The following is a 25,386-nucleotide window of genomic DNA, read 5'->3' as shown; positions in this document are numbered from 1 at the left end:
CAGGATAGGAGTCAAACGGCGCAGGCACCTTCCGTCGCGATTCGACGAAGGTTTCCTGAATGGCAACGCTCCGCGCCTCGCGCGCATGGACCCGGCGGCAGTTCCTGGTCCGCTCGACTTCAAGTCTCGCCGTTGCCGCGCTCGGCACACTCGCAAAGCCATCCATCAGCCGCGCCGCCGATCGCCCGCAAATCGCGGGTGGCATTCAGTCCGGCGATGTCTCGGATGGCTCCGCCGTGATCTGGGCGCGCGCCGACCGGCCCGCGCGAATGCAGGTGGAATGCGCGACCGTCGAGAGTTTCAAGACGATCATGGCGTCAGCCTCGCGCGACGCGCTGCCTGATGCCGACTTCACCGCAAAATTGTTGCTGAACGACCTGCCGTCCGGGCAGGACATCTTCTATCGCGTGCGCTTCGACGACATCGCGACCGGCATTGCCGGCGAAAGCCGCGTCGGCCATTTTCGTACCGCGCCGGCCGCGGGGCAGTCGATCAAGTTCGTGTGGTCGGGCGACGTCGCGGGGCAGGGCTGGGGCATCGACATCTCGCGCGGCGGCTATCGCAGCTATCGCACCATGCTCGAGAACCGCCCGGACTTCTTCATCCACTCCGGCGATCACATCTACGCCGACTGCACGGTTCCCTCCGAGCAGAAGCTGCCGAACGGCGAGACCTGGCGCAATCTGGTGACCGAGGAGAAAGCCGATGCCGCGCACACGCTGGCGCAATTCCGCGGCAACTACAAATACAACCATCTCGACGAGCATTTTCGTGCCTTCCACGCGGAGGTGCCGATGTTCGCGCAGTGGGACGACCACGAGGTCACCAACGACTGGTCGCCGACCGGCAGCTATGACGACGCCGGCCGTGAGGACGACGGCACGCCGCGCCTGGTCTCGCGCGCCCGCCGTGCCTTCTTCGATTTCATGCCGATCCGCGACGTCGGCAAGCGACAGGGCCGGGTCTATCGCAAGATCGCTTACGGTCCGCTGCTCGACGTCTTCATGATCGACATGCGCAGCTATCGTGACGACAGCTGGAACAAGGGCGAGGACCATCGCGGCTGGATTCTCGGTGCCGAGCAGCTCGCATGGCTGAAGCGGGAGCTCGCCGCGTCGCGTGCGACCTGGAAGGTGATCGCGGCCGACCTGCCGATCGGCCTCGTCAGCCTCGATGCCGTCGCGCTCGGCAACGGAGCGCCCGATCGGCGTGAGCACGAAATCGCTGATCTCCTCGGCTCCATCAAGCGCGCGGGCGTGCGTAACATCGTCTGGCTCACCGCCGACATGCACTACACCGCCGCGCATTATTACGATCCGAACAAGGCGCAATTCCGGGATTTTGAGCCGTTCTGGGAGTTCGTCTCCGGCCCGCTCCATGCCGGCACCTGGGGGCCGGGCGAGCTCGACAATACGTTTGGGCCCGTCGCGATGTATCAGAACGGCTGCGGCGAGGCGCAAGGGGAGAACCTCGCGCCGTGCTTCGGCCTGCAGTTCTTCGGCAGGGTCGATATCGACGGTGCGAGCGGCGTGATGACCGTAACCTTGAAAGACGTCGACAACCGCGACCTCTGGTCGGTCGACATCGTGCCGCAGCCGCAGCCGCGCCCGGCCGTGGTCGCGCAGCATTCGTGAGTGGCGGGCTTCTTCACCTCTCCCGCTTGCGGTAGAGGTCGGCGCGAAGCGCCGGGTGAGGGCTTTTTCCGCTTGGGGGTTGTCCCGATGCGGATGCACCCTCTCCCCAGCCCTCTCCCGCAGGCGGGAGAGGGAGCTCACCTTCTTTGCGGCGAGGATCAAACCTATCCGCTCCTAACCCGATCTTGATTGGCCGCCTCGCGTCTCCTGCGCTATAGTCTTCATTCCCGCCACCTCTTTCCATCACCGAAGAGTCTTCCCTCGCGGCCCCACCGCGTGTTCGGCGGCTGAAATACGTCAGGAGCTAGCTCATGGATCATCTGAAGACACAGGGCATCAGCATGCCCAAGCTCGGCCTCGGCACCTTCCGCATGCAGGGCGATGCCTGCCGCGCGGCGGTCGAGAGCGCGCTGTCGATCGGCTATCGCCACATCGACACTGCCGAGATGTACGCCAATGAAGAACCGATCGGTGCCGCGCTCGCTGCGGCCCGGCTGCCGCGCGGCGAGCTTCATGTCACGACCAAGGTCTGGCACGAGAATCTCAGCCCCGATGCGATCCGCCGCGCCTTCGACGCCAGCCTGACCAAGCTCCGGCTCGACCATGTCGATCTCTACCTCGTGCACTGGCCCTCGAAATCCGCGAACTGGGGCGCGGTGTTCGAGACCCTGATGAAGCTGAAGGAGGAGGGGCGTACGTGGGCGATCGGCGTTGCCAATTTCACCATGGCGCTGCTCAAGATCGCGGTCGAGGACATCAAGGCGCCGATCGCCTGCAACCAGGTCGAATATCACGCCATGCTCGATCAATCGAAGGTGCTGGCCTATCTCAACGCCAGGTCGATCCCGCTGGTCGCCTATTGTCCGCTCGCGCAAGGACGCATCGCGTCAGATCCGGTGCTGGCCGAGATCGGCGCCAGGCACAACACGACCGCCGCGCAGGTCGCGCTGAAATGGCTGCTCGACCAGGACGGTGTCGCTGCGATCCCGAAGGCTTCGCGCCGCGAGAGCCAGCAGGCCAATCTCGATGCGCTGAAGATCACGCTCGACGATGCCGACCGCAAGAAGATCGCGGCGTTGCCCAAGGACAGGCGTTGCGTCAATCCAGGCTTTGCGCCGGTGTGGGATTAGTCTCGCCGAACGTTGCGAATACGCAAAGAAATGGCCCCGCGAGGGGCCATTTTCATGATGTGTTGCGCATCAATCCCAATGGTGACGGTGACCGCGCTTGACCACGACGACCCGGTCGCGATGGTGCCAGCCGCGATGCCAGCCGTGGTCGCGATGCTCGCGCATTTCGGCGCGGGCGCCGTAGCCATGATGGTAGCCGTTCTTGATCACCACCGTTTCGGCATTCGCCATCGTCGGTGCAACGATCGCGAGCGCGCCGAGAGCCGCAACCACATAACCAAGCTTCTTCATGATGTCCTCCTCCAATGCAATGCACATGAGAACGACGCATGTGTGCGAACGTTCCGGAGGAACTGGAAGAGAATTCTGAATGGATGTTCAGACGGAGCATGATCCGGAAAAGTGTGAAGCGGTTTTCCGAGCGATCATGCTCAAACGTGATGCTCAATCGCAGCGTTGCTGCGTTGGTGTCGGCGCGCCTGTCGCGACGTAGTTGCCGTCCCGAATCGTGTACACACCGCGCTCGCTGCGATTGTAGATCGCACGCAGGCTGCCATCCTTCGCCAGCAGCAGCCCGAACTCACGCGTCTGGTGCAGCGAGCGGAAGTAAACCATCACATTGAGCAGGCCCTCGGCTTCGACCGTAGCGGACACCACTTCGTTCTCGTCCCTGGCTTCGCCGAAATCGCGCCGGTACATCACCCGGCCGTCCTTCCTGATCTCGTAAGTCAACAGCGAGCCCTTGTCGCGGTCGGGCCGGGCCGCGCAATCGACCGCCCATGAGCCGAGCAGGCCCCATTGCTCGACCGTCGCCGCAAGCGTCTCGGCGCCGGCCGCTGGCGTGAACGCAATCCACAGCATCGCCGCCGCGATCCGGCAGCCTAGACAACGCGTCATGTCCTGAAAAACCCCGCCTCGAACAAGTCCAAGTGTAGCATCCCGCGCGCGATCGTCCACGCGAGCCGGCAATCACTCATGAATTTGATCCGCGTCAATGAGGCCGGTCGTATCAAGGGGTAGGATGGCGCTCCCGAAGGCGAAGTTGGTGAGAGCGATGCTGAATCAAGTCGTGGATTTCGCGGGCGAGGTACTGCCGGGGAGCTGTGCCGTGCCGCCTTATTCCGAGACCGCGTTCCTGGCCGAGCTGGGCGAGCGCTTGAGGTCCTCGCGCGCGCGGTGCGAGCTGTCGCGCCGGGAGCTGGCCCGCCGCTCCGGGATTTCCGAGCGCTACATCGCCCAGATCGAGGCGGGCAAGGGCAATGTCTCGATCGTCCTGCTGCTGCGGCTGGCCTCCGCGATCCACGGCAGCCAGCCTCAGGTGGCTTGAAGCGAGCCTTAGGCCCGCTTCTGCACATTGGCGCTGCGGGCCGGCACGCCGAACTCCTTGCGGCACACCTCGGCGAGCACGGCGACGCCTTCACGGATCTGCTGATGCGAGGGGCTCGCAAAGCACAGCCTGAGCCGCGAGCTGGAATGGGGCTTGTTGGTCGACCATTCCGGCCCCGGATTGATCGAGACGCCGGCAGCGAGCGCGGCCTGATAGAGTTTTAGCGTATCGACCTGGTCGGGCAGCTTGACCCACAGGAAGATGCCGCCCTTGGGCTCCTCGAACTCGGCCGCCGTCCCGAACTGCTCATTGAGAGCCTCCATCAGCGTATCGAGCTTGGTGCGCAGCGCCTTGGTCAGGGCCGGCACGTGGGTCGAGAAATGCGGCTTGCAATAGGCGGCCAGCACCATCTGCTCCAGCGCGCCGGAGCCTGCGTCCGTCTTCAGCGCCAGCATGCGCGACATCACATCCCAGGGCGCGACGATGAAGCCGACGCGCAGCGCCGGTGCGATCGATTTCGAGAACGAGCCGATATGGATCACGCCGCCGTTCGGGCTCATCGCGTGGATCGCCGGTGGCCGCTGTCCCGACCAGACGAGATCGGCGTAGCAATCGTCTTCGAAGATGGGCACGCCATATTCGGCCGCGAGCCGTACCAGTTCAGCGCGCCGACTTTCCGGCATGATGCTGCCGGTCGGGTTCTGCACGGTCGGGATGGTGTAGATGTATTTAGGCCGGATGCCGCGGCCCTTGAGATCCGCCAGCGTCGAGGCCAGCACATCCATGCGCATGCCGTCCTTGTCGAGGGGGATACCGACGACGTTGACCCCGAGCCGCGCCAGGCGGGTCAACGAGCCCTGATAGCTGTCCTGCTCGAAGATCACGGTATCGCCGCGTGTCAGCAGCGTCGCGTTGACGAGGTCGAGCGCCTGGAGCGAGCCGGAGACGATCAGGAGATCGTCGACCGTGCAGTTGATGCCGGCGTCGCGCTTCAGTTTTGTCACCAGGAATTCGCGCAAGGGCAGGTAGCCCTGCGGTCCGTGCGCCAGCCCATAGGTGGCAAGCGAGCGGCCTTCCTTTTGCAGGGCGGAATTGGTTGCCTCGATCAGGCCGTCGAGCGGCAACTGCTCGGAATCGTTGTTGCCGCCGACGAAACTGTACTTGGCGAGGCCCGTCCAGCGCGCGGAAGGGGCCGGCAGCCCTGCGGGAAACAGGGGCGCGAAATCGAAGCTGGACGTCATGGGGGCGTTCCTCGTTTTGTTCTTGTTGAGCGGCCGGCCTTGCGCCGGCCAACCTTACTTCTTGCCGGCCGTCCTCGTCGGACGGCCCTGGCTGATGAAAGCGTAATGCGCATTGGCGACGCCGCCAACCATCAAGGCCTCGACCACTGGCTCGGCGATCTCGCCTGTTGCGGCCCAGTCGACGAGAAAGTTGGCCCCGGTCCCCCCGCGCACGTCGTCGGTCGGAATGAAGATCGAGACGGTGGCCAGAGGCTTCAGCGCTACCTGGCCCTTCAGGTAGGTCTCGACCTGCTTGCCTGCGGTGTCGAAATAGGCGATGCGTTTGACCACCAGCGGCTGGGTCTCGGAGGCGTTGTGAACGCTCAGCGTCACCGAGAAGTCGACACGTAGTTTGCCCTGGCTCATCGCGACGCTGGAATAGGCGGGCACATAGAACCCGCCGGAGACTGCGAGTTCCTCCTTCGGCAATGTGGTGAGCGAATCGGCAAAGTTTTGTTCGATATTGACCTTGGATTGCGCGGCTGCGGGCGCGGCAGAGGCGAGGGGACATAGCAGCATTGCTGCGAAAAGCCCTGCTCGCATGTGACGAATTGCTCGCTTGCCGCCCCGCAACCTGGCTCTAGGGTGCGGCAAAACGGACCAATTTGGTATGCACGAACTCATTCGCGACATCACTCTCTGTATTCTGTTTGCCTGGATGCTGGGCCTGCTCGCCCATTTTTCGCGGCAGCCGCTGATCCTGGCCTACCTTATCGCCGGCTTCTGCATAGGTCCATTCGGTGCCGGCTGGGTCAAATCACAGGAATCGATCAGCGTCATTTCCGAGCTCGGCCTGATCTTCATGCTGTTCATGATCGGGCTCGAGATCGACCTGAAAAAGATCGTGCGGGCGGGAAAGGTGATCCTGTTCGCGGCGGGCGGCCAGCTCATCGGCGGTTGCGTGCTCGGGGTGCTGTTCTTCGTCGGCATCGGCTTGTCGCTCGGCGGTGGGCATTTCGATGCGGTCTATCTCTGCGTCGCCTGCGCGCTGTCGAGTACCGTGATCATCGTCAAGGTGCTCTACGAGAAGCGCGAGCTCGACACGCTGCCCGGCCGCATCACGCTCGGTGTGCTGGTGCTCCAGGACATCTTCGCCATCCTGTTCCTGGCGGTGCAGCCGAGCCTCGCCAATCTCGAGGTCAGCGTCATCCTGCTGTCGATCGGCCGCGTCGCGGTGCTGGTCGCCGCCGCGCTGCTGGTCAGCCGCTACGTGCTGCCGCGCCTATTCCATCAGATTGCCCGCCGCCCCGAGCTGATTCTGCTTGGCGCGCTCGCCTGGTGCTTCCTCGTCGCCGAGACCGCGGAGCGGCTCTCGCTCTCGCGCGAGATGGGTGCGTTGATCGCCGGCGTTTCGCTGTCGACCTTTCCTTACGCCCTCGACGTCACCGCCAAGGTCACCACGCTCCGCGACTTCTTCATCACGTTGTTCTTTGTCGCGCTCGGCATGACCATTCCCGTGCCGGGCCTCTCCGTGATCGGGCTTGCCTTGATGATCGCGGCGTTCACGGTGGTGAGCCGCCTCGTCACCACCTTCGCCCCGCTCTACCTGATGAAGCAGGGCCTGCGCGCCAGCCTGCTGCCGGCCCTTAACCTCGCGCAGATCTCCGAGTTCTCGCTGGTGGTGATCCAGACCGGCGTCGCCGACCATCACATCGCGGCCGAAACGGCGAACGCAGCCTCCTTCGCCTTCGTGGTGCTGGCGGTGCTCTCGACCTTCGTGATGACCCGCAGCGACGAGATCACCCGCTGGGCGATCGGCCCCCTGAAACGGATCGGCCTGCGCGACCTCGACCATGGCAACGGCCATGCCGAGGAGGGGCACGAGGGCGGCCATGGCGAGGCCCGCCGCATCGTCATTCTCGGCTTTTTCCGTGCGGCGAGCGCGCTGCTGGCCGAGATCGAACGGCAGGCGCCGGTGCTGCTCGAGCAGATCACCGTGATCGACTTCAACCCCAATGTGTACAAGACGCTGCTGTCGCGCGGCCTGCACGTGATCTATGGCGACATCAGCAGCGCCGACACGCTGCTCCATGCCGGCGTCGGCAAGTCCGAGATGATCATCCTCAGCGTGCCGGACGCCCTTCTCAAGGGCGCCAGCAACGAGAAGCTGGTCCGCCATGTCCGCACCCTCAACCCGACCGCCATGATCGTCGCCACGGCCGATCTTTTGTCGGATGTGGGCGAGCTCTACGCGGCCGGCGCCAGCTACGTCACGGTGACCCGGCTCAGCGACGCTCATGAGCTGTTTACCGTGATCGAAGCGGCCCAGGCCGGGCTGTTGGCCGACAAGCGGACCGAGCTCGATGTCCGGCTCGGCGAGCGGCGCGAAGTGCTGCCCTGAAGGCGGCGCGGCCGCTTTCCGTCCGGGCCATGTGCGCCTATATCCCTGGTATCTTCGGTGCAAGCCTTAGACCCGTGGGCCGGTCCGCCATCAGGCATATGCGGTTGCGTCCAGGACACTAGCGCTTGGGGCCAAGTCCGGCTAAGGCGTCCGGCTAAGCCTCCCGGCCATAACCGATAGAGATTGGGAAATGCCCGATAACGTTCAGGAAGTCTTGCAGGCCTTTGCCCGGGGTGAGCTCGTGGTCGTCACCGACGACGAGGACCGCGAGGGCGAGGGCGATCTGATCGTCGCCGCCTCGCTCTGCACCGCCGAGAAGATGGCGTTCATCATCCGCCATACCTCCGGCATCGTCTGCGCGCCCGTGACCACCGAGGACGCGCGCCGCCTCCGGCTCGATCCGATGGTGGCCCACAATGATTCCGCGCACACCACCGCGTTCACGGTTTCGATCGACTACAAGCCCGACGGCGGTACCGGCATCTCGGCCGAGGAGCGCGCCTCGTGCTGCCGCGCGCTGTCCAATCCCAATGTCGGCGCCAACGATTTCGCCCGTCCGGGCCACATCTTCCCGCTGATCGCCAAGGACGGCGGCGTGCTCTTGCGCTCCGGCCATACCGAGGCCGCGGTCGATCTGTGCAAGCTCTCCGGCCTGCCGCCGGTCGGCGTCATCAGCGAACTGATGAACGACGACGGCAGCGTGATGAAGGGCGAGCAGGTCGCCCGCTTCGCGGCTCAGCATAAGCTCAAGCACGTCACCATCGCCGACATGATCGCCTATCGCCAGGTGCGCGAGAAGCTGATCGAGCGGGTCTCGACCTTCGTCACCGACAGCCCGATCGGCCCGCTCCAGGGCTATGCCTACCGCTCGCCGTTCGATTCCATCGCCCACGTCGCGTTCGTCTATAACGGCGTCGGCGACGGCAAGAACGTGCTGACGCGCTTCCACAAGCCCAACATCGTCAAGGACATCTTCACCGGCCACAAGCGCATGGCGGCAGTGCTCGAGCACTTCAAGAAGTCCGGCCGTGGCGTCTTGGTCTACCTGCGCGACGGCGCCGCCGGTGTCCCCGTTGCCCCGCTGCCCGATGAGAGCGCGACCGAGGCGGACCGCAACCGCCAGTGGCGCGAGGTCGGTGTCGGCGCACAGATCCTGCGCGATCTCGGCGTCACCTCGATCCGCCATCTCACCTCATCGGTGCACGACTACAAGGGCCTGTCCGGCTTCGGCATCGAGATCGTCGCCAACGAGCAGCTTGAAAGCTAGCGCTGTCATTCCGGGGCGCGCGCTGCGCATCCCCGGGATTTGCGCAGAGCCATCCATCTGCAACGCAATTGCACTTGTTGCCGCGGCGCTTTACTTTGTCGGGCAAATTTGACGGAACCAGACGAAAGGACGTTTCATGAGCGTGCGCCCTCAGGCCAAGGACAAGCCGGCTGCGGCTTCTTTCCAATGGGACGATCCGTTCCTGCTCGACGAGCAACTCACCGAAGACGAGCGCATGGTGCGCGACACCGCGCGCGCCTATGCCCAGGACAAGCTGCTGCCGCGCGTCACCAAGGCCTATCTCGAGGAGAAGACCGACCGCGAGATCTTCAACGAGATGGGCGAGCTCGGCCTGATCGGCATTACGCTGCCTGAGGAATATGGCTGTGCCAATGCGAGCTACGTCGCCTACGGCCTCGTCGCGCGCGAGATCGAGCGGGTGGATTCCGGCTATCGCTCGATGAACTCGGTGCAGTCCTCGCTGGTGATGTATCCGATCTACGCCTATGGCGACGAGAACCAGCGCAAGAAGTACCTGCCGAAGCTCGCCAGCGGCGAGTGGGTCGGCTGCTTCGGTCTCACCGAGCCCGACGCCGGCTCCGATCCGGCCGGCATGAAGACCCGCGCCGAGAAGGTCTCGGACGGCTATCGCCTGACCGGCAGCAAGATGTGGATCTCGAACGCGCCGATCGCCGACGTGTTCGTGGTCTGGGCCAAGTCGGCCGAGCACGACAACCAGATCCGCGGCTTCGTGCTGGAAAAGGGCATGAAGGGGCTCTCCGCGCCGAAGATCGGCGGCAAGCTGTCGCTGCGCGCCTCGATCACCGGTGAAGTCGTGATGGACGGCGTCGTGGTTCCCGAGGACGCGCTGCTGCCCAACGTGTCCGGCCTCAAGGGCCCGTTCGGCTGCCTCAACCGCGCCCGCTACGGCATCTCCTGGGGCGCGCTGGGCGCCGCCGAGGACTGCATGCACCGCGCCCGCCAGTACACGCTCGATCGCAAGCAGTTCGGCAAGCCGCTCGCCGCGACCCAGCTCGTGCAGAAGAAGCTGGCGGATATGGAGACCGAGATCGCGCTGGGCCTCCAGGGTTCGCTTCGCGTCGGCCGTCTGATGGACGAAGGCAAGTTTGCCCCCGAGATGATCTCGATCATGAAGCGCAACAATTGCGGCAAGGCGCTCGATATCGCCCGCGTCGCGCGCGACATGCACGGCGGCAACGGCATCTCGGCCGAGTACCACGTGATGCGCCACGTCCATAACCTCGAGACCGTCAACACCTACGAGGGGACTCACGACGTCCACGCCCTGATCCTGGGACGTGCGATCACGGGCATCCAGGCGTTTTTCTGAGCCGGCGCGCCTCGGCATGGGCATGGGATGCGACTGAACTCTCCAATTGCGTCATGGCCGGGCTTGTCCCGGCCATCCACGTCTTAAACCACGCGAAGAACGTGGATGCCCGGCACAAGGCCGGGCATGACGAAGTCAGCAAGGAATGAGCAAGCCATGTCCGAGAACGACGACATCCCGTTCAACCGCAACTTTCCGCTCAAGGCCGGTGTCGTCGAGGAAGTCCGTCCCGGCGTGCGGCGCGTGCTCTGTAACAATCCGAGCCCGTTCACCTTCACCGGCACGGTCAGCTACATCGTGGGCCAAGGCAACGTCGCGATCATCGATCCCGGCCCGGACGACGAGGCGCATGCGGCGGCGCTGCTCGCTGCCGTGCGCGGCGAGACGGTGAGCCATATCTTCGTCACCCACACCCATCGCGACCATTCGCCGAACACCGCGCGGATCAAGCAGGCGACCGGCGCGCCTGTCTATGCCGAAGGCCCGCACCGTGCCTCGCGACCGCGCTTCGAGAGCGAGAAGCACAATCCGGAGTCCGGCGCCGACCGCGATTTCGCGCCCGATATCAGGATCGCCCATGGCGACGTCGTCGAGGGTGCCGGCTGGCGTCTGGAGGCCGTGGCGACGCCCGGCCACACCGCCAATCATCTCGCCTTCGCCTGGCCCGAACGGAAATTCAACTTCGTCGGCGATCACGTGATGGGCTGGTCGACCTCGATCGTGGCGCCGCCCGACGGCTCGATGATCGACTACATGGAGTCGCTCGACCGCCTCGCCGCGCGCGAGGAAGATCTGTATTTCTCCGGCCACGGCCCGGAGATCCCGGACGGCCAGCGCTTCGTGCGCTTCCTGATCCGCCACCGCAAGGCGCGCGAAGCCTCGATCCTGCATCGCCTCGCCAAGGGCGAGGCCGATATCCCGACCATGGTGCGCGCGATCTATATCGGCATCGATCCCAGGCTGACGACGGCCGCAGGCTATTCGGTCCTGGCGCATCTGGAAGATCTGGTCGCGCGCGGCGTGGTGACGACGGACGGCGATCCCGTGATCGGTGGAACGTATCGAATGGCGGGGGCCTAGCTTCTCGTCATTCCGGGCTCGATGCTGCGCATCGCCCCGGAATGACAGCGGGGCTACTTCTTCACCGTCTTCGCCGGTGCCTTCGGCGGCGCGACCGGCGTCTTCTTCACCGGTTTCAGCGCGTCGGCGTCGGCGGCGGTGTTGAGATCGTCGATGAATTTTTTGATGCGCGCGGCGTTGCTGCCGAGATCACTGTCGAAATAGCGCGACGCCGAGCGGATATCGACGCGGGAATCGTCCCCGTCGGGCACCACCCGGATCGAGATGTCCTCGCGGAACCCCATGATCGGCGTCCGCGCCACCGCCTCGATGCGGCCGATACGGCGCGGCGGTTGCGGCTCGCGCTCGTCGATGACGAGCCATTTGCGCTTGATGACGAGCTGGCGCGCGATCGCATAGGCCCGATCGACCGGGATCTCCAGCTCGATCGGCTCGATGTCCGGGTAGAATTGGCGCTGCTGCTCGGCCGAATAGAGGCCGGCATAGACCGCGGTGTTGGTGCCATCGCCGGTGCGCAGGTGCGCGAGCGCGTCGAAGCGCGGCGGGTCGATCGGGTTGGTTGTGATGTCGTAGATCGGCGGCAGCTTGCGGTATTGCAGGGCGAGATAAGCGGGATAAGCGAGGATCGCGCCGTTGATGAGGAAGGCGAGCAGGATGCGCCCCATGCCGCGCGAGCCGTTCTGCCAGATCGCCGCAAAGCCCGCGAGCCCAAACAGGATCGAGAGGCCGGCGATCGCGAGCCCGCCGAAGAACGTCATCAGCGCCGGTTTCATCTCCAGGAAGTCGAAGCGGACGATGATGATCGAGACCGCCACTGCCACCACCGCGAACACGGCCAGATTACGCGCCCAGGTCGCGAGGCTGGACACGGGCTCCGACTGATAGGGAGCGGAAAACCTGCGGGCCATCGGGTGAAGCTCTGCTGGGGTTTTGGGCGATGTCGGCCGATTTGGCGCGACGATGGGCCGTTGAGATCACGGCCCGGGGGTAAATTCAAGGGTCGTTCACCCTCCCCTGGAGGGGAGGGTCGATCGCGCGACGCGCGAGCGGGGTGGGGTGATCCCTCCACACGGGCACCGCTTTTTGGAGAGAGACTGCCACCCCACCCCGGCTCACATCGCTCACGAGCTGCGAGCCGACGCTCCCCCTCCAGGGGAGGTTGGCAGGACGCCTACGCCGCCGCGTTCGGGAAACGGTAGTCCTTGAACTGGTCGCGCAGTGCGGTCTTCAGGATCTTGCCGGTCGCGGTGTGTGGAATGCCGTCGACGAAGGCGACGTCGTCGGGCATCCACCATTTGGCGATCTTGCCGTCCATGAACTTCAGGATGTCCTCGCGGCTGGCCTGCTGGCCCTGCTTGAGCTGCACGATCAGCAGCGGCCGCTCGTCCCATTTGGGATGATAGATGCCGATGACGGCGGCCTCCGCCACGGCCGGATGGCCGACCGCGAGGTTTTCGAGGTCGATCGAGGAGATCCACTCGCCGCCGGACTTGATCACGTCCTTGGAGCGGTCGGTGATCCGCATGTAGCCGGCCTCGTCGATGGTCGCGACGTCACCGGTGTCGAAGAAGCCTTCCTCGTCGAGGATGTTGCTGTCGACGCGGTAATAGGCCTTGGCAACGGCGGGGCCGGAGACCTTGAGACGGCCGAAGGTCTTGCCGTCCCAGGGCAGCTCCTTGCCGGCATCGTCGGTGATTTTCATCTCCACCGCGAAGGGCGCATAGCCCTGCATCTGCAGCACGTCGAGCCGCGCCTCGCCGGTCGCATTCTGGAACGGCGGCTTCAGCGCCGCGACGCTGCCGATCGGGCTCATCTCGGTCATGCCCCAGGCGTGGCGCACGTTCGAGCCCATGTCGAGGAAGGCCTTGATCATCGAGCGCGGCATCGCCGAGCCGCCACAGATCACCATCTTCAAATCGGGCAGCTTCAGATTGTTGGCGGCCATGTGCTGCAGCAACATCAGCCACACCGTGGGCACGCCCGCCGTGTGCGTCACCTTCTCGGTCGAGAGCAGCTCGTAGACGGAGGCGCCGTCGAGCTTGGCGCCGGGCATGACCAGCTTGGTGCCTTGCGAGGGGGCCGAGAAGGCGATGCCCCAGCTATTGGCATGGAACAGCGGCACCACCGGCAGCATTGTCTCGGACGCGCTGGTGCCCAGCGCGTCGACATTGTTCGCCATCAGAGCGTGCAGCACGTTGGAGCGATGCGAATACAGAACACCCTTCGGATCGCCCGTGGTGCCGGATGTGTAGCACATCGCGGCGGCTGTGTTCTCGTCAAAGTCCTTCCATTCGAATTTGCCGTCGGCCTCCGCGATCCAGTCCTCGTAGGCGACCACATTCTTCAGCGTGGTCTCAGGCAGATGCGCCTTGTCGGTGAGCACGACGTAGCGTTCTACGCTTGGCAGCTTGTCGGCGATCTTCTCCAGGACCGGAACGAAGGTGAGGTCGGTCATCACGATGCGATCCTGCGCATGGTTGATGATCCAGGCGATCTGCTCGGGGAAAAGGCGGGGATTGACGGTATGGCAGATGGCGCCGATCCCCATGATGCCGTACCAGACCTCGAGATGGCGCCAGGTGTTCCAGGCGATCGTTGCGACGCGGTCGCCGAGCTTGATGCCGTCTCGCTCCAGCACCTGCGAGACCTTGAGCGCCCGCTTGTGGATTTCGCCGTAGGTGGTGCGATGGATCGGTCCCTCGACCGATCGCGTAACGACCTCCTGCTTGCCATGAATCTTGGCGGCGTGTTCGATGATCCGGTGGCAGAGCAGGGGCCAATCTTGCATCAAACCAAGCATTCAGACATTCCTCCGAGGTGGGCTGGACTTTTTATAGCTCTCAGCGCTGGGCCAAAGAATTGTCATGAGTTTTAGCCTGCCGGACTTTCGCCGCAAATGGTCTTGTCGCGGCTATATGTCCGCCGGCGCGGCAATGGTTACCGCTGCGCTCGGGCTATCGCTTGTGCTGGCGGAGCGGGCAGAAGCGCGAAAATATGCTGCGCCGCTGGATATCTTTGGCCTCCTGACACCACGGCCACGTGCGAAGGTGCACTCCGCCAGGATACCGCTACCAAAGCCCCGCCCGGAGGAGGCCCCGCAAGCAACGGACGAGGCCGCGCCGGAGGCGGAGGGGAAGCCTTCCGCAGACAAGCCGAGCGCGACCAAGCCCGCCGAGGCCGCGCCGCCGCCCGAGAAGCAGCTCTCGGCCTGCCGGCTCGCCTTGACCGAGCAGATCGCCGTCGCGCCGTCCATTCCCGATATCCGCGGCCCCGGCGCCTGCGGCGGCGAGGATCTGGTGCGGCTGGAGGCGATCGTGCTGCCGGACAAGCGCAAGGTGGCGGTCAAGCCGGCGGCGATCCTCCGCTGCACTATGGCCTCCGCGATCGCCGACTGGGTGCGCAAGGACATGGTGCCGCTGGCGGCGAGCCTCGGCTCGACGATCAGCGATCTCGACAATTTCGACAGCTTCGAATGCCGAGGCCGTAACCGCATCGCCGGCGCTCTGCTGTCAGAGCACGGCAAGGCCAACGCGCTCGACGTCCGCGCCATCAAGCTCGCCAACGGGCAGTCGATCGGCCTGACCGACCGCAGCATGCCGCGCGATGCGCGCGAGCGCGTGCTGCATTCGGTCTGCGCGCGCTTTTCCACCGTGCTCGGTCCGGGCTCGGACTGGTATCACGAGGACCACATCCATCTCGACCTGGCGCAGCGGCGCAATGACTACCGGATTTGTCAGTGGAACGTCTGGGATCCCCTGCCGCAGGTCGCCCCGTTGCTGCCGGCGGAACGGCCCGAGGAGGCGCCGCCGCGTGAGGTCGCGGCCAGGCCTGAGGCCAAGGATGGAGCCAAGGATAATGCTAAGGATGGAGCTGATGACGAGGCGGCGCAGAGGTCCCCTGCGCCCGCGGACAAGTCGGCTGTCAACGGCACCAAAGCCGAGCCGCACAAGCCGGCAACAAAAAGCGCCGGTAAAACCGGCGCTTTTGAATGTCCGAGAGCAGGAGGCGATCAGTAGCTGCCCGCCTGGCCCGTCTGGCTGCCGCCGAGCGCGAGGCGCGAATTGTAGGGCGAGTCGCCATGCTTCGGCTCGAGCACCACGACAATGGTGCCAACCTTGACGCGGTTGTAGAGGTCGATCGCATCCTCGTTGGTCAGGCGGATGCAGCCCGACGAGATCGAGGCGCCGATATATTCCGGCTGGTTGGTACCGTGAATGCGGAACAGCGTGTCCTTGCCGCCGGAGTAGAGATACATCGCGCGGGAGCCCATTGGATTGTCCGGGCCCGGTGCAACATAGGTCGGCACGCCCAGTCGCGAAATCTCGCCCGGGGTCGGATGCCAGGCCGGCCACTCGGTCATGCTGCCAACCTTGGCGATGCCCGACCAGGCCATGGCTTCTTCGCCGACGGTGATGCCGTAGCGGATCGCCTTACCGCCATCCATGACCCAGTAGAGGTAATGGTTGTCGGAATCGACCACGATCGAGCCCGGCGATTCCTTGCGATGGTAATCGACGATGGCGCGGCGGAACGGCTCGGCGACCGGGGTGTTCTCATACCGGACCTTGGCGAGGAGTTCCTTGTCCTTCGGTTTGAAGGCCTTGGTGTCGGTCGCTTCAAAATGTGTGGCCTGCATGCAGCCCGACAGCATCAGGCCAGCGGCCAAAATACCCAGCATAACTTTCAGCGACGACATGATTTGGTTCCAATCGACAACAACAAGCTTTCCCGGGGCTTGAGACACGCCCAAACCACGACTCCGTTGGGCCCTATTATCGTTGAAATCTGCCACAATTCCAGCGTTTCGGACCTTTTCCCGCGCTGCAAGAGCCGAGCTGTGGCTTTTTTGCCGCAAGTTTTGCGCTCTTGTGCTGATTTTTGGGCAAAGGACGCCCGACTGTCGATTCCGTGTCACGGCTGGGCCACGGCGCCGCCACAAATGCAAACGCCCCGTTAATGTGCTTGTCATCATCAACTTGTCAGAATCGCGCTAAGGGCTGTCAGTCTGTCGCAGGCCCCTGCTGGAGTTGTGCATGTTTTCTGTGTTCGTTCCCTCCGACTCCTCCCTCAAGAAAGCGGTCGTCGAGGACCTCGCGGCGGTTCCCGAGCACGCCGTGTGGATCGACCTGGTCAACCCGACCGCGGCTGAGGACAAGGCGGTGGAGCGGCTCTCGGGCATTGCGATCCCGACCCGGGAGGACATGCAGGAGATCGAGATCTCGAGCCGCCTCTATATCGAGAACAGCGCGCGCTACATGACGGCGACGCTGATGTGCCAGTCCGATACCGACATGCCCCGGACCACGGCTGTGACCTTCATTCTCGGCGACCACCGCCTGGTGACGGTGCGCTACGACCAGCCCAAGCCGTTCGCGCTGGTCGAGGCCAAGCTGGCCCGGTTCTGTGCGCCCGCGATCACCGGCGAGATGGTGCTGATGGAACTGCTGGACGCCGTGATCGACCGCTGCGCCGACATCCTTGAGCGCTGCGGCGCGGAGATCGACCAGGTCTCGCACGACATCTTCGAGCCCGAGAGCGAGCGCCACGGCCACGCCAAGCAATATTCCCAGATCCTGATCTCGATCGGCCGCAAGGGCGATCTGACCTCGAAGGTTCGCGAAAGCCTGGTGTCGATCGGCCGCGTCGTCACCTTCCTCTCCGCGGTGGTCGAGGGCGTGAAATGGTCGAAGGACATGCGCGAGCAGCTCAAGACCATGCAGCGCGACGTCGCCTCGCTGACCGACCACGCCTCCTATCTCTCCAGCAAGATCACCTTTGTGCTCGACGCCATGCTCGGCGTCGTCAATCTCGAGCAGAACAACATCATCAAGCTGTTTTCGGTCATGGCCGTTGTCCTGATGCCGCCGACGCTGATCGCCTCGATCTACGGCATGAATTTCAAGGCGATGCCGGAACTCGAATGGGTCCACGGCTATCCGATGGCGCTGGTGATGATGCTCGCCGCCGCGATCGTCCCGTACTGGCTCTTCAAGTGGAAGAAGTGGCTTTGATACCTACCGAGACCTTACGCCGTTCAACGAGACACGGTGGTTGGTGTCGCAGAATAGAGCGGGATTGAGGCCACGCGGTGATGTGTGCCCGCCGCCCCAATTCCTCCGGTAAAATTTGAGCAGTGGGCTGAACGTTTGCGCGAAACTTGTCTGCGATAAGCAGCACGTTAGCCGCGAGGAACAGCCATGGTTGAAAAACACATAACGTCGCCCCGCAACGTCATCGATCTGGCGAATTATCGTCAGGTTCTGGCGAGCGGCAAGGCGTCGTCGATGTCGGCACGCATGTGCCGGCACTGTGGTGCTCCGCTGCTCGACGGTGAGAACGACGACGACTGCTCGACTGCGTTCAGCACGGCCGCTCCGCGGCTGCGCGATCGGTCGCGTCGGATTCGAGTCGATTGAGGAACGGAAGGGTAAAGGCGATCCAGGTCCTGCGGCGGCGTTGTCTGGATCGCCTTGCTTCCCGCCCTTCGAGCGGGAAAATCATCTAGCGCTTCACGATCTGGGCCGTCGAGACGACGGTCTCGGCGATGGCACCGTCGCGACTGAAGGGAGCCAGATGCTGCCCGACATCGCGCAGCATCGCGTCAGCATTTTCGCCAAGCGCTTCCGGCGATGACGACGAGTAGGTGAGCGTGCGTTCCGCAAGGTCGTGCAGGCCGACCAGATGGCTGGTCTCGATTGAGACGAGTTCAGCGGGCTGAAACGAACTGCCGCGAAAGAATGCCGGGAGGTCGCGGTGAGTCCGCGTGCCCCGATCGGCCTCCTCCCACAGCTTGGCCGGTGACCATCGGCGGCGCGCTTCATTGTAGCCGTCAAGCCACGGGTTGCGGCCGTCGGTGGCCGAGAATGAGGCGCAGATGGCAATTGCACCGTCGTGCGCGACCAGCCGGTCGAGCAGTGCAAGCGTCAGGTCACGATCCATCCAATGCAGGGCGCGCCCGATCGTCACGACATCAAAGCTGCCGATATCGGGAGCAAGCGTTTCGGCCTTGCCTTCGATCAGCGTGATATCCCGTCCTGCGCCCGCTGCGGCGCGTCGCGCCGCCTCGATCATCTCGGGCTCGGGATCGACGGCGACAACGCGGCCGACATAGGGGCCGAAACCGAGCGCCAAGAGTCCGGGTCCGGTGCCGAGGTCTATCAGGCTGCTCTGTTTGGCGAGACCAAGCGCGTGCGCGACGCTGCGAAAGAATTCGCTCGGGTAGGGCGGCCGCAAATGCTCGTAGAGTGACGCAGTGCTCGCGAACCGGCCCATGCTTCGCCTGCCTGGCCTTACACGTGCTGGCCGCCGTTGATGTGGATCTCGGCGCCGTTGACGTAGGAACTGGTGTCCGTGCACAGCACGTAGATGATCTTGGCGACCTCGTCCGGCGTGCCGAGCCGGTGCATCGGGATCTGCTGGTCGACGATCTTCTCGGTGCCCGGCGACAGGATCGAGGTGTCGATCTCGCCCGGTGCGATCGCGTTGACGCGGACGCCGACGCGGCCGAAATCGGAGGCCATTTCGCGCGTCAGGGATGCAAGCGCGGCTTTCGATGTGGCATAGGCGGCGCCCGCAAAGGGGTGCACGCGCGAGCCCGCGATCGAGGTGACGTTCACGACCGAGCCCCTGGCCGCCTTCAACTCCTCGATCAATCCCCGCGCGATCATGATCGGCGCGAAGAAATTGACGTGGAAGACGTGCGTCCAGGTGTCGAGGTCGGTGTCGACCGAGCCAAGCCGCGAGCCGCCCGGACCCTTCGGCGAGATCGCGGCGTTGTTGACGAGTGCATGCAGCATGCCGCCTTCGAGCCGGTTGCGGATTTCGGTGATCGCGCGCGCGGTGTCCTGGGGGTTGCCGAGGTCGACCTGGATGTGATCCTCGGGCCCGGCGTCCCACGGACAGTCCTCGGGGAACGGATGCCGCGAGCAGGTGATGACGCGCCAGCCCGCCGACGAGAAGCGGATCACGGTGGCGTGGCCGATGCCGCGGCTCGCTCCGGTCAGGAGCAGCGTGCGGCGGGGCGCATTGGACGAATGCGGCATGGACATCTTTCAGGTCGGCCTAAGCTCTAAGGATACATCCGCGTCTTGGACCATGGCTGGCCGGCCGCGTCGCGGCGAAATTCGATACGGTCGTGCAGGCGGAACGGGCGGTCGTGCCAGAACTCGATACGCGAGGGCGTGATGCGCCAGCCGCTCCAGCCCGGCGGCCGCGGCACCTCGCCGATGATGTGCTTGGCCGCGACTTTGGCGATGGCTTGCTCAAAGGCGAAGCGGCTTTCCAGCGCCTCGGACTGCTTGCTCGCCCAGGCGCCGATCTGCGCCTGCTTGGGCCGGGTCGCGAAATAGGCGTCGGCCTCGGCGTCGGTCACCGGCGTCACGTTGCCGCGGATGCGGACCTGACGGCGCAGCGACTTCCAGTGGAAAAGTAACGCCGCCTTAGGATTTGCGGCGAGTTCGCGGCCCTTCTGGCTCGCGATGTGGCTGTAGAAGACGAAACCGTCGGTGTCGAAGCCCTTCATCAGCACCATGCGCACGTCTGGCAGCCCGTCGGGATCGACGGTTGCGAGCGCCATGGCGTTCGGATCGTTCGGCTCGCTCTTGATCGCCTCGTTCAGCCAGGCCTCGAACAGCGCAAACGGCTCGTCGGCGGCGGTGAAATCACCGGATGTTAAGGGTGTCTGGTGTTTCATCGAGGTCGTGTCGGTCATGTCCGGAGTCCGAATTGCGTCCCGCGGCCCAAAACGCGTTGTTGTCCGCTACCGCCCTATATAGGGCATGGGGACGCGTTGGCCTATCGGCGATCCGGCCGTCCGGCTTTGTCATGACAATGATTCTGATCGGGCTCGGCTGCGGTGGCTGCAGCTTTTCCCGCAATGACACCAGCGCCTACGCCAAGGCCGACGACAGCGACCTGACCGGCTCGATCGCGCGGCCGGCAAAGGACGCCCCGCCGACCGACACCGATCTTGCCTTCGCCCGTAACGCCGCCTCTGACGTCCTGAGCAAGGGCGACAAGGATTCCAGCCAGCACTGGGAGAATCCGGAAACCGGAGCGCGCGGCTCGGTGACGCCGATCGCGCAGTCCTACGCCGCCGAGGACGGCCGCAAGTGCCGGGATTTCCTGGCGAGCTACGTCAACGGCAGCACCGAAAGCTGGCTCCAGGGCGCCGGCTGCCAAAGCAGCCGTGGCCGTTGGGAGATTCATACGCTAAAGCCGTGGCGGAGCTAGGAATCGGCTCTGCGGCTAGTTGCAAAAATGCCACTCGCCTCCCACATGACCAGCAGATGGGGCGGGGAGCCCTTTGAACAATTCGATTTCTTGAAGGAGACGTGACGGATGCGCGACCCCTATGAGGTCTTGGGGGTGCCGCGGAGCGCCAACGCTGCCGCGATCAAGAGCGCCTATCGCAAGCTTGCCAAGAAGCACCATCCCGACAGCAACAAGGATGACCCGAAGGCCGCCGAGCGCTTCTCCGAGATCAATTCGGCGAACGAGATCATCGGCGACGAGGACAAGCGCAAGCAGTTCGACCGCGGCGAGATCGACGCCGACGGCAAGCCGCGCTTTCAGGGTTTTCCGGGCGGCGGCGGGCCGCGCGGCCGTGCGGGTCCCGGCGGGTTCGAAAGCTATACGTTCCGCAGTGGCGGCGCGGGCCCTGGTCAGGGCGGCGGCGCGTTCGAGGACATCCTCAACAGCATGTTCGGCGGCGGGACGCGTGGTGCGCGGCCCGGGGCCGGCGGCGCAGGGCAGTTCGAATTCGACACCGGCGGGATCGGCCTCGATCTCGACGTCAATGTTGCGATGAGCGTCTCGCTGGAAGAATCGGTCAAGGGCGGCGAGAAGCGCGTCCGGCTGCCGACGGGCAAGGAGCTCAACGTCAAGATTCCGGCCGGCGTCACCGAGGGCCAGCAGATCCGGTTGCGGGGGCAGGGCGAGAGCGCTCAGGGCCATCCGCCGGGCGATCTCCTGATCACGATCAGCATCGCGCCGCACCCGTTCTTCAAGATCGAGGGTGCCGACCTCAGGATCGACCTGCCGGTCACGCTCTACGAGGCGGTGCTCGGCGGCAAGGTCCGCGTGCCGACCCTCGGCAATGCCGTGGAACTGTCGGTCCCGAAAAACACCTCCAGCGGCCGGACCTTCCGCCTCAAGGGCAAGGGATTGCCAAAAACTGGCGGAACCGGGGATCTCTTCGTCACCATCAGGATTATGCTACCGGACGGGAACGACGCCGAGCTTGAGGCATTGATGGAGAAGTGGCGGGACCAACACCCCTACAATCCACGTAGCGGGCTTGGTTAAGGCATGATCCGGACCCGGGGGGCCGATTGAGCGCGAGGCGTTCATTGGGCGTTCAGTGGTTCTTCGAAAAGATCATGCGCAGAGAAAATTGCTAAAGCGCGAGCCATCGCGCTTTAGGGCGAGATCGCAACTGAAGGGGGGTCTCCCAAACGACCAGAGCATCTCTCGGCGGATGATGCTCGTCATATACCTGAGGCGTGACAGCGCCTCTCGGCCCATGTGGTTCGGCCCATGTGGTTCGGCCCATGTGGTTCGGCCCATGGGGTTCGACGTGTCGGCTGTCCGGCGGGGCAGTCGACAAATAGGTGCGGCCTCGAGAGGGGGACCAGCGCGGTACCAAAAACCCCAATCGAGGCCGCCCGCGTCGATCGGCGGATCGAACGCTACTCATTTTCTCGTGAGCATCCGGTGCGATAATGAGACGCACCCATGTCTTGATTCCAAATTTTCAATGTCGGAATCGAGGCACCGCCTTCAAGCGGTTGCTCAGGTACCGTTTTTCTCGGCCTGGTCGTAGACCGCCTGCGCGACCTTGGTCAGGCGATCGCGATCGCTGCCGCCGCTGACGACGTAGCCGACGCCGCGCTCGGCCCAGAACAGCGCGCCGTCCTTGTCGGCCTTGGCGTAGCGCATCTGAGTCGCGCCGGTCTCGGTCTTCGCGGTGTAGATCGTGTACCGCTCGCCCGAGGCGCCCTCATACATCAGGAACGACGCCGGACCGTTCGGCCCCGGCAAGAGCCGGCCGCCGACGAGCTTCAGCCCGCTCGCCTCCAGGTTCGGCGCGAACACGGTCCAGCCGCAGCGCCTGGTCAGCCAGGCCTGGAGATGGTCGCGCTCGTTGCCGCCGACCTCGACGGGGTGGCGAACCTCGACGACATAGAGGCGGTGGGCGTCGAGCGCGTCCGCCGTAAAGCTCTGGAAGGTCGAGGGAGCGTTGGCGGCGCCATGCGCCACCCAGCCGGCGGTGCCGCCGGCCACGAAGGCGACCAGCACAGCCGCCGCGGCGCCATAGAGCCATTGCCGGGGACGGCGCTCCAGCCGCTCGAGCTCCAGCCGGGCCGGCACCGGCTCCTGGACGACAGAGTCGTAACGTGCGTGAAGCATCTCGGCCATGGCGCGCCAGGACTGCACGCGCCCGGCATCGTCAGGGTGCGCGGCAAGCCAGGCCTCGACGTCGGCGCGGCGCTCGGCCGGCAACTCGCCGTCGACATAGGCGTGCAGCTCGTCTTCGGTAATGGGAATATTATGGTCGTTCATATCGATCGTCTCTGGCTCTGCGGCCCAAAATGTCTTTCGCAGTTCAACTGCGCTGCTTCCGGCTCCATGCAGGCGAAGCGACCTGCGCGATGCATCAACACTGCCATCACTTCACCCGCTTGAGCGCCGGGCGCTCACCTTCCAGCGAGGCTTTGACGTGGGCTCTCGCCCGCGCCAGGCGCGACATCACGGTGCCGATCGGCACGCCCTGGATGTCGGCGACCTCGCGGTAGCTCATGCCCTCCAGCATCACCAGCAGAAGCACCGAGCGCTGCTCCTCGACCAGCGTCGCCAGCGCCTTTTCGATGTCGCGCCCTTCGGCTTCGGTCCCGCTGGCATCCGGATTGTTCTCCGTCAGCTGTGTGAATTGCGGGCGTCTTGCCAGCGAGCGCCGCCGGTTCTTGTTGAGGTTGGTCAGGATCGTATAGAGCCAGCTCCTGACATCGCCTCCGAGGAACAGGCGCTCCGAACGCAGCGCCCGCACCAGCGTATCCTGCACCAGGTCGTCGGCCGCATCCGCATCGCGCGTGAGCGCGCGGGCGTAGCGGCGCAACGCCGGGATCATGGCTTCCACACTCTGGCGAAACGCACTCATGCCGTCTTGACGTCCTGGTGTCCGGCGCGAGCGCCTCAATCATCATAACACCCGAACGGAACGGCTATTCCGGCGCTCGAAACAGCGTTAACGCCGCGTATTAGGACTGTACCGCGAAGGAGGGCTGGTGTACCTCCAGACCTCAACGAGAGCTCGACGGGACGCTCAAAAATGTCGCAGGATTCAGGTCTGATGCAGGGACTGATGCAGGGCAAGCGCGGGGTGATCCTCGGCCTTGCCAACAATCGCTCGATCGCCTGGGGCATCGCCAAGGCATGCCACGCAGCCGGCGCCGAGCTCGCCTTCACCTATCAGGGCGATGCGCTCAAGAAGCGCGTCGAGCCGCTCGCAGCCGAGATCGGCGGCCTCGTGCTCGGCCATTGCGACGTCACCGATGTCGCCACCATCGACGCCGCCTTCGCAGTGCTGAAGGAGAAGTGGGGCAAGATCGACTTCCTGGTGCATGCGATCGCCTACGGCGAGCAGCTCGACGGCCGCTACGTCGACACCACGCCGGAGAATTTCTCCAAGTCGATGCTGATCTCCTGCTACTCGTTCACGGCCGTGGCGCAGCGCGCCGAGAAGCTGATGACCGATGGCGGCTCGCTCATCACGCTCAGCTATTACGGCGCCGAGAAGTGGATGCCGCACTACAACGTGATGGGCGTGGCGAAGGCAGCGCTGGAGGCTAGCGTGCGCTATCTCGCGGCCGATCTCGGCGAGAAGAACATCCGCGTCAACGCGATCTCGGCCGGCCCGATCAAGACGCTCGCGGCCTCCGGCATCGGCGACTTCCGCTATATCCTGAAGTGGAACGAGAACAACGCGCCGATGCGTCGCAACGTCTCGATCGAAGACGTCGGCGGCAGCGCGCTGTATTTCCTCTCCGACCTGTCGCGCGGCGTCACCGGCGAGGTGCATCACGTCGATTCCGGCTATCACGTGCTCGGCATGAAGCGCCCGGACGCGCCGGACATCTCGTTCGACGGCAAGGACTAGCTTATAAGTCTGGAATGCCGGTGCCCACGATCTATTATCTTCGCCACGGTGAGACCGAGTGGAATGCGCTCGGGAGGCTTCAGGGCACCAAGGACGTTCCGCTGAACGCGCGTGGACGCGGTCAGGCCGTGCAGGCCGGCGGCGTGCTGGCGGATCTCTTCAAGCGCGACGGCAAGGACAAGGCGGCGTTACCCTACGTGTCGAGCCCGCTCGGGCGTGCACGCCAGACCATGGAACTCGCGCGCGGCAAGCTCGAACTGCCGCCGGCTGACTACGCGCTCGACGATCGCCTGCGCGAGATCGGCTACGGCAGCTGGGAAGGGCTGACGCTGGCCGAGAGCGAGGCGGCCGATCCGGACGTCTACGCCCGGCGCCTCGCCGACAAATGGACGGTCGGCCCCGCGGACGGGGAGACCTACGCCGATGTGCAGGTCCGCGTGCGGGCCTGGTACGACGAGCTCCGGACCGATACCGTTGCGGTCGCCCATGGCGGGACTTGCCGCGCCCTGATGGTTTCGCTCGGCCTGGAGACGCCCACCAGCGCCGCCGAGCTCTATATCGAGCAGGGCGCCGTCTACGTCTTCCGCGACGGGCGGCTGGAGAAGTTTAGCTAAGCCCGGCTCGTCCCTCGCTCTCCGCCGTCATGCCCGGGCTTGTCCCGGCACCCACGTCTCTCGTTGATCGCGGTGGTACGTGGATGGCTGGGACATGGGCGAGCGGAAGCGACGCCGTCCTTCGGACGGACTATGCCCGGGCATGACGGCTGTGGGGATATTTGACCCATATTTCAGGGCGAGCTAAGTCAGCACTGACTTACCAG

26 protein-coding genes are annotated in these 25,386 nt (G+C 64.6%); 14 read left to right on the top strand and 12 right to left on the bottom strand.

Going from position 1 to position 25,386, the window contains the following annotated elements:
• Window positions 1-59: 59 nt before the first annotated feature.
• Window positions 60-1,634, top strand: coding sequence for an alkaline phosphatase D family protein (locus BJ6T_RS34650; RefSeq protein ID WP_014497244.1), 1,575 nt, complete (start codon window positions 60-62; stop codon window positions 1,632-1,634).
• A 311-nt stretch (window positions 1,635-1,945) separates the two neighbouring features.
• Window positions 1,946-2,764: an aldo/keto reductase gene (locus tag BJ6T_RS34645; protein WP_014497243.1), complete on the top strand. Its 819-nt coding sequence runs from the start codon at window positions 1,946-1,948 to the stop codon at window positions 2,762-2,764.
• A gap of 69 nt (window positions 2,765-2,833) precedes the next feature.
• Here BJ6T_RS34645 and BJ6T_RS34640 read toward each other — a convergent pair whose 3' ends face one another.
• Window positions 2,834-3,055 carry a hypothetical protein gene (locus BJ6T_RS34640; RefSeq protein WP_014497242.1) on the bottom strand — a complete coding sequence of 74 codons (222 nt, stop codon included), beginning with the start codon at window positions 3,053-3,055 and terminating at the stop codon, window positions 2,834-2,836.
• A gap of 153 nt (window positions 3,056-3,208) precedes the next feature.
• Window positions 3,209-3,661 (bottom strand): hypothetical protein, encoded by a 453-nt coding sequence (locus BJ6T_RS34635; RefSeq protein ID WP_014497241.1) that lies wholly within the window; start codon window positions 3,659-3,661, stop codon window positions 3,209-3,211.
• Between the two features lie 157 nt (window positions 3,662-3,818).
• Here BJ6T_RS34635 and BJ6T_RS34630 point away from each other — a divergent pair, with 157 nt between their 5' ends.
• Window positions 3,819-4,091 carry a helix-turn-helix domain-containing protein gene (locus tag BJ6T_RS34630; RefSeq protein ID WP_014497240.1) on the top strand — a complete coding sequence of 91 codons (273 nt, stop codon included), beginning with the start codon at window positions 3,819-3,821 and terminating at the stop codon, window positions 4,089-4,091.
• Between the two features lie 8 nt (window positions 4,092-4,099).
• Here BJ6T_RS34630 and BJ6T_RS34625 read toward each other — a convergent pair whose 3' ends face one another.
• Both BJ6T_RS34625 and BJ6T_RS34620 read right to left on the bottom strand, forming a co-directional pair.
• Window positions 4,100-5,332, bottom strand: coding sequence for an aminotransferase-like domain-containing protein (locus BJ6T_RS34625; RefSeq protein WP_014497239.1), 1,233 nt, complete (start codon window positions 5,330-5,332; stop codon window positions 4,100-4,102).
• Window positions 5,333-5,386: 54 nt separating this feature from the next.
• Window positions 5,387-5,914, bottom strand: coding sequence for a DUF3124 domain-containing protein (locus tag BJ6T_RS34620; protein ID WP_028170153.1), 528 nt, complete (start codon window positions 5,912-5,914; stop codon window positions 5,387-5,389).
• 67 nt (window positions 5,915-5,981) lie between these two features.
• Between BJ6T_RS34620 and BJ6T_RS34615 the strand changes: the two genes are divergently transcribed.
• The 4 genes from BJ6T_RS34615 to BJ6T_RS34600 all read left to right on the top strand — a co-directional run bounded on the left by BJ6T_RS34615 (window position 5,982) and on the right by BJ6T_RS34600 (window position 11,410).
• Window positions 5,982-7,712 carry a cation:proton antiporter domain-containing protein gene (locus tag BJ6T_RS34615; protein WP_014497237.1) on the top strand — a complete coding sequence of 577 codons (1,731 nt, stop codon included), beginning with the start codon at window positions 5,982-5,984 and terminating at the stop codon, window positions 7,710-7,712.
• 190 nt (window positions 7,713-7,902) lie between these two features.
• Window positions 7,903-8,979 (top strand): 3,4-dihydroxy-2-butanone-4-phosphate synthase, encoded by a 1,077-nt coding sequence (gene ribB / locus BJ6T_RS34610; RefSeq protein ID WP_014497236.1) that lies wholly within the window; start codon window positions 7,903-7,905, stop codon window positions 8,977-8,979.
• A 136-nt stretch (window positions 8,980-9,115) separates the two neighbouring features.
• Complete coding sequence (locus tag BJ6T_RS34605) at window positions 9,116-10,330, top strand: acyl-CoA dehydrogenase (RefSeq protein WP_014497235.1); 1,215 nt, start codon at window positions 9,116-9,118, stop codon at window positions 10,328-10,330.
• A gap of 156 nt (window positions 10,331-10,486) precedes the next feature.
• Window positions 10,487-11,410, top strand: a complete 924-nt coding sequence (locus BJ6T_RS34600; RefSeq protein ID WP_014497234.1) for an MBL fold metallo-hydrolase — start codon at window positions 10,487-10,489, stop codon at window positions 11,408-11,410.
• A 53-nt stretch (window positions 11,411-11,463) separates the two neighbouring features.
• Here the strand turns inward: BJ6T_RS34600 and BJ6T_RS34595 are convergent, their stop codons facing one another.
• Both BJ6T_RS34595 and BJ6T_RS34590 read right to left on the bottom strand, forming a co-directional pair.
• A complete protein-coding gene (locus BJ6T_RS34595; protein ID WP_014497233.1) occupies window positions 11,464-12,318 on the bottom strand; it encodes a DUF1499 domain-containing protein in 855 nt (284 codons plus the stop codon).
• Between the two features lie 263 nt (window positions 12,319-12,581).
• Window positions 12,582-14,210 (bottom strand): fatty-acid--CoA ligase, encoded by a 1,629-nt coding sequence (locus tag BJ6T_RS34590; protein WP_014497232.1) that lies wholly within the window; start codon window positions 14,208-14,210, stop codon window positions 12,582-12,584.
• A 64-nt stretch (window positions 14,211-14,274) separates the two neighbouring features.
• On the opposite strand from BJ6T_RS34590, the gene BJ6T_RS34585 reads away from it, so the two are divergent.
• Entirely contained in the window at window positions 14,275-15,426 is a 1,152-nt protein-coding gene (locus BJ6T_RS34585) for an extensin family protein (protein WP_014497231.1), read from the top strand.
• On the opposite strand, the gene BJ6T_RS34580 is transcribed toward BJ6T_RS34585, so the two are convergent.
• Window positions 15,420-16,106: a L,D-transpeptidase gene (locus tag BJ6T_RS34580; protein WP_014497230.1), complete on the bottom strand. Its 687-nt coding sequence runs from the start codon at window positions 16,104-16,106 to the stop codon at window positions 15,420-15,422. The genes BJ6T_RS34585 and BJ6T_RS34580 overlap by 7 nt on opposite strands.
• 337 nt (window positions 16,107-16,443) lie before the next feature.
• Between BJ6T_RS34580 and BJ6T_RS34575 the strand changes: the two genes are divergently transcribed.
• Both BJ6T_RS34575 and BJ6T_RS44100 read left to right on the top strand, forming a co-directional pair.
• Window positions 16,444-17,421, top strand: coding sequence for a magnesium transporter CorA family protein (locus tag BJ6T_RS34575; protein WP_014497229.1), 978 nt, complete (start codon window positions 16,444-16,446; stop codon window positions 17,419-17,421).
• A gap of 186 nt (window positions 17,422-17,607) precedes the next feature.
• Window positions 17,608-17,826 carry a hypothetical protein gene (locus BJ6T_RS44100; RefSeq protein ID WP_028148212.1) on the top strand — a complete coding sequence of 73 codons (219 nt, stop codon included), beginning with the start codon at window positions 17,608-17,610 and terminating at the stop codon, window positions 17,824-17,826.
• A gap of 85 nt (window positions 17,827-17,911) precedes the next feature.
• Here the strand turns inward: BJ6T_RS44100 and BJ6T_RS34570 are convergent, their stop codons facing one another.
• Genes BJ6T_RS34570 through pdxH form a run of 3 tightly spaced genes read right to left on the bottom strand, consistent with a single transcriptional unit; the run spans window position 17,912 to window position 20,120 of the window.
• Window positions 17,912-18,682: a class I SAM-dependent methyltransferase gene (locus BJ6T_RS34570; RefSeq protein WP_014497228.1), complete on the bottom strand. Its 771-nt coding sequence runs from the start codon at window positions 18,680-18,682 to the stop codon at window positions 17,912-17,914.
• A 17-nt stretch (window positions 18,683-18,699) separates the two neighbouring features.
• Window positions 18,700-19,452, bottom strand: a complete 753-nt coding sequence (locus BJ6T_RS34565; protein WP_014497227.1) for an SDR family NAD(P)-dependent oxidoreductase — start codon at window positions 19,450-19,452, stop codon at window positions 18,700-18,702.
• Window positions 19,453-19,478: 26 nt separating this feature from the next.
• Window positions 19,479-20,120 (bottom strand): pyridoxamine 5'-phosphate oxidase, encoded by a 642-nt coding sequence (pdxH, locus tag BJ6T_RS34560; RefSeq protein ID WP_014497226.1) that lies wholly within the window; start codon window positions 20,118-20,120, stop codon window positions 19,479-19,481.
• Window positions 20,121-20,233: 113 nt separating this feature from the next.
• On the opposite strand from pdxH, the gene BJ6T_RS34555 reads away from it, so the two are divergent.
• On the top strand, window positions 20,234-20,641 hold the full coding sequence (locus BJ6T_RS34555) for an RT0821/Lpp0805 family surface protein (protein WP_028170155.1): 408 nt from the start codon (window positions 20,234-20,236) through the stop codon (window positions 20,639-20,641).
• Window positions 20,642-20,749: 108 nt separating this feature from the next.
• Window positions 20,750-21,715 (top strand): DnaJ C-terminal domain-containing protein, encoded by a 966-nt coding sequence (locus tag BJ6T_RS34550; RefSeq protein ID WP_014497224.1) that lies wholly within the window; start codon window positions 20,750-20,752, stop codon window positions 21,713-21,715.
• Window positions 21,716-22,201: 486 nt separating this feature from the next.
• On the opposite strand, the gene BJ6T_RS34545 is transcribed toward BJ6T_RS34550, so the two are convergent.
• Together BJ6T_RS34545 and BJ6T_RS34540 are read right to left on the bottom strand one after the other, a co-directional pair.
• On the bottom strand, window positions 22,202-22,972 hold the full coding sequence (locus BJ6T_RS34545; protein ID WP_014497223.1) for an anti-sigma factor family protein: 771 nt from the start codon (window positions 22,970-22,972) through the stop codon (window positions 22,202-22,204).
• Between the two features lie 106 nt (window positions 22,973-23,078).
• Window positions 23,079-23,567, bottom strand: coding sequence for a sigma-70 family RNA polymerase sigma factor (locus BJ6T_RS34540; RefSeq protein WP_014497222.1), 489 nt, complete (start codon window positions 23,565-23,567; stop codon window positions 23,079-23,081).
• A gap of 171 nt (window positions 23,568-23,738) precedes the next feature.
• On the opposite strand from BJ6T_RS34540, the gene fabI reads away from it, so the two are divergent.
• A complete protein-coding gene (fabI, locus tag BJ6T_RS34535; protein ID WP_014497221.1) occupies window positions 23,739-24,566 on the top strand; it encodes an enoyl-ACP reductase FabI in 828 nt (275 codons plus the stop codon).
• 14 nt (window positions 24,567-24,580) lie between these two features.
• Window positions 24,581-25,180 carry a histidine phosphatase family protein gene (locus BJ6T_RS34530; RefSeq protein ID WP_014497220.1) on the top strand — a complete coding sequence of 200 codons (600 nt, stop codon included), beginning with the start codon at window positions 24,581-24,583 and terminating at the stop codon, window positions 25,178-25,180.
• The last annotated feature ends 206 nt before the right edge of the window (window positions 25,181-25,386 follow it).

It is taken from the genome of Bradyrhizobium japonicum USDA 6 (genome assembly GCF_000284375.1).
GTDB classification, from domain to species: domain Bacteria; phylum Pseudomonadota; class Alphaproteobacteria; order Rhizobiales; family Xanthobacteraceae; genus Bradyrhizobium; species Bradyrhizobium japonicum.
This window is presented reverse-complemented; position numbering and strand designations above follow the sequence as displayed.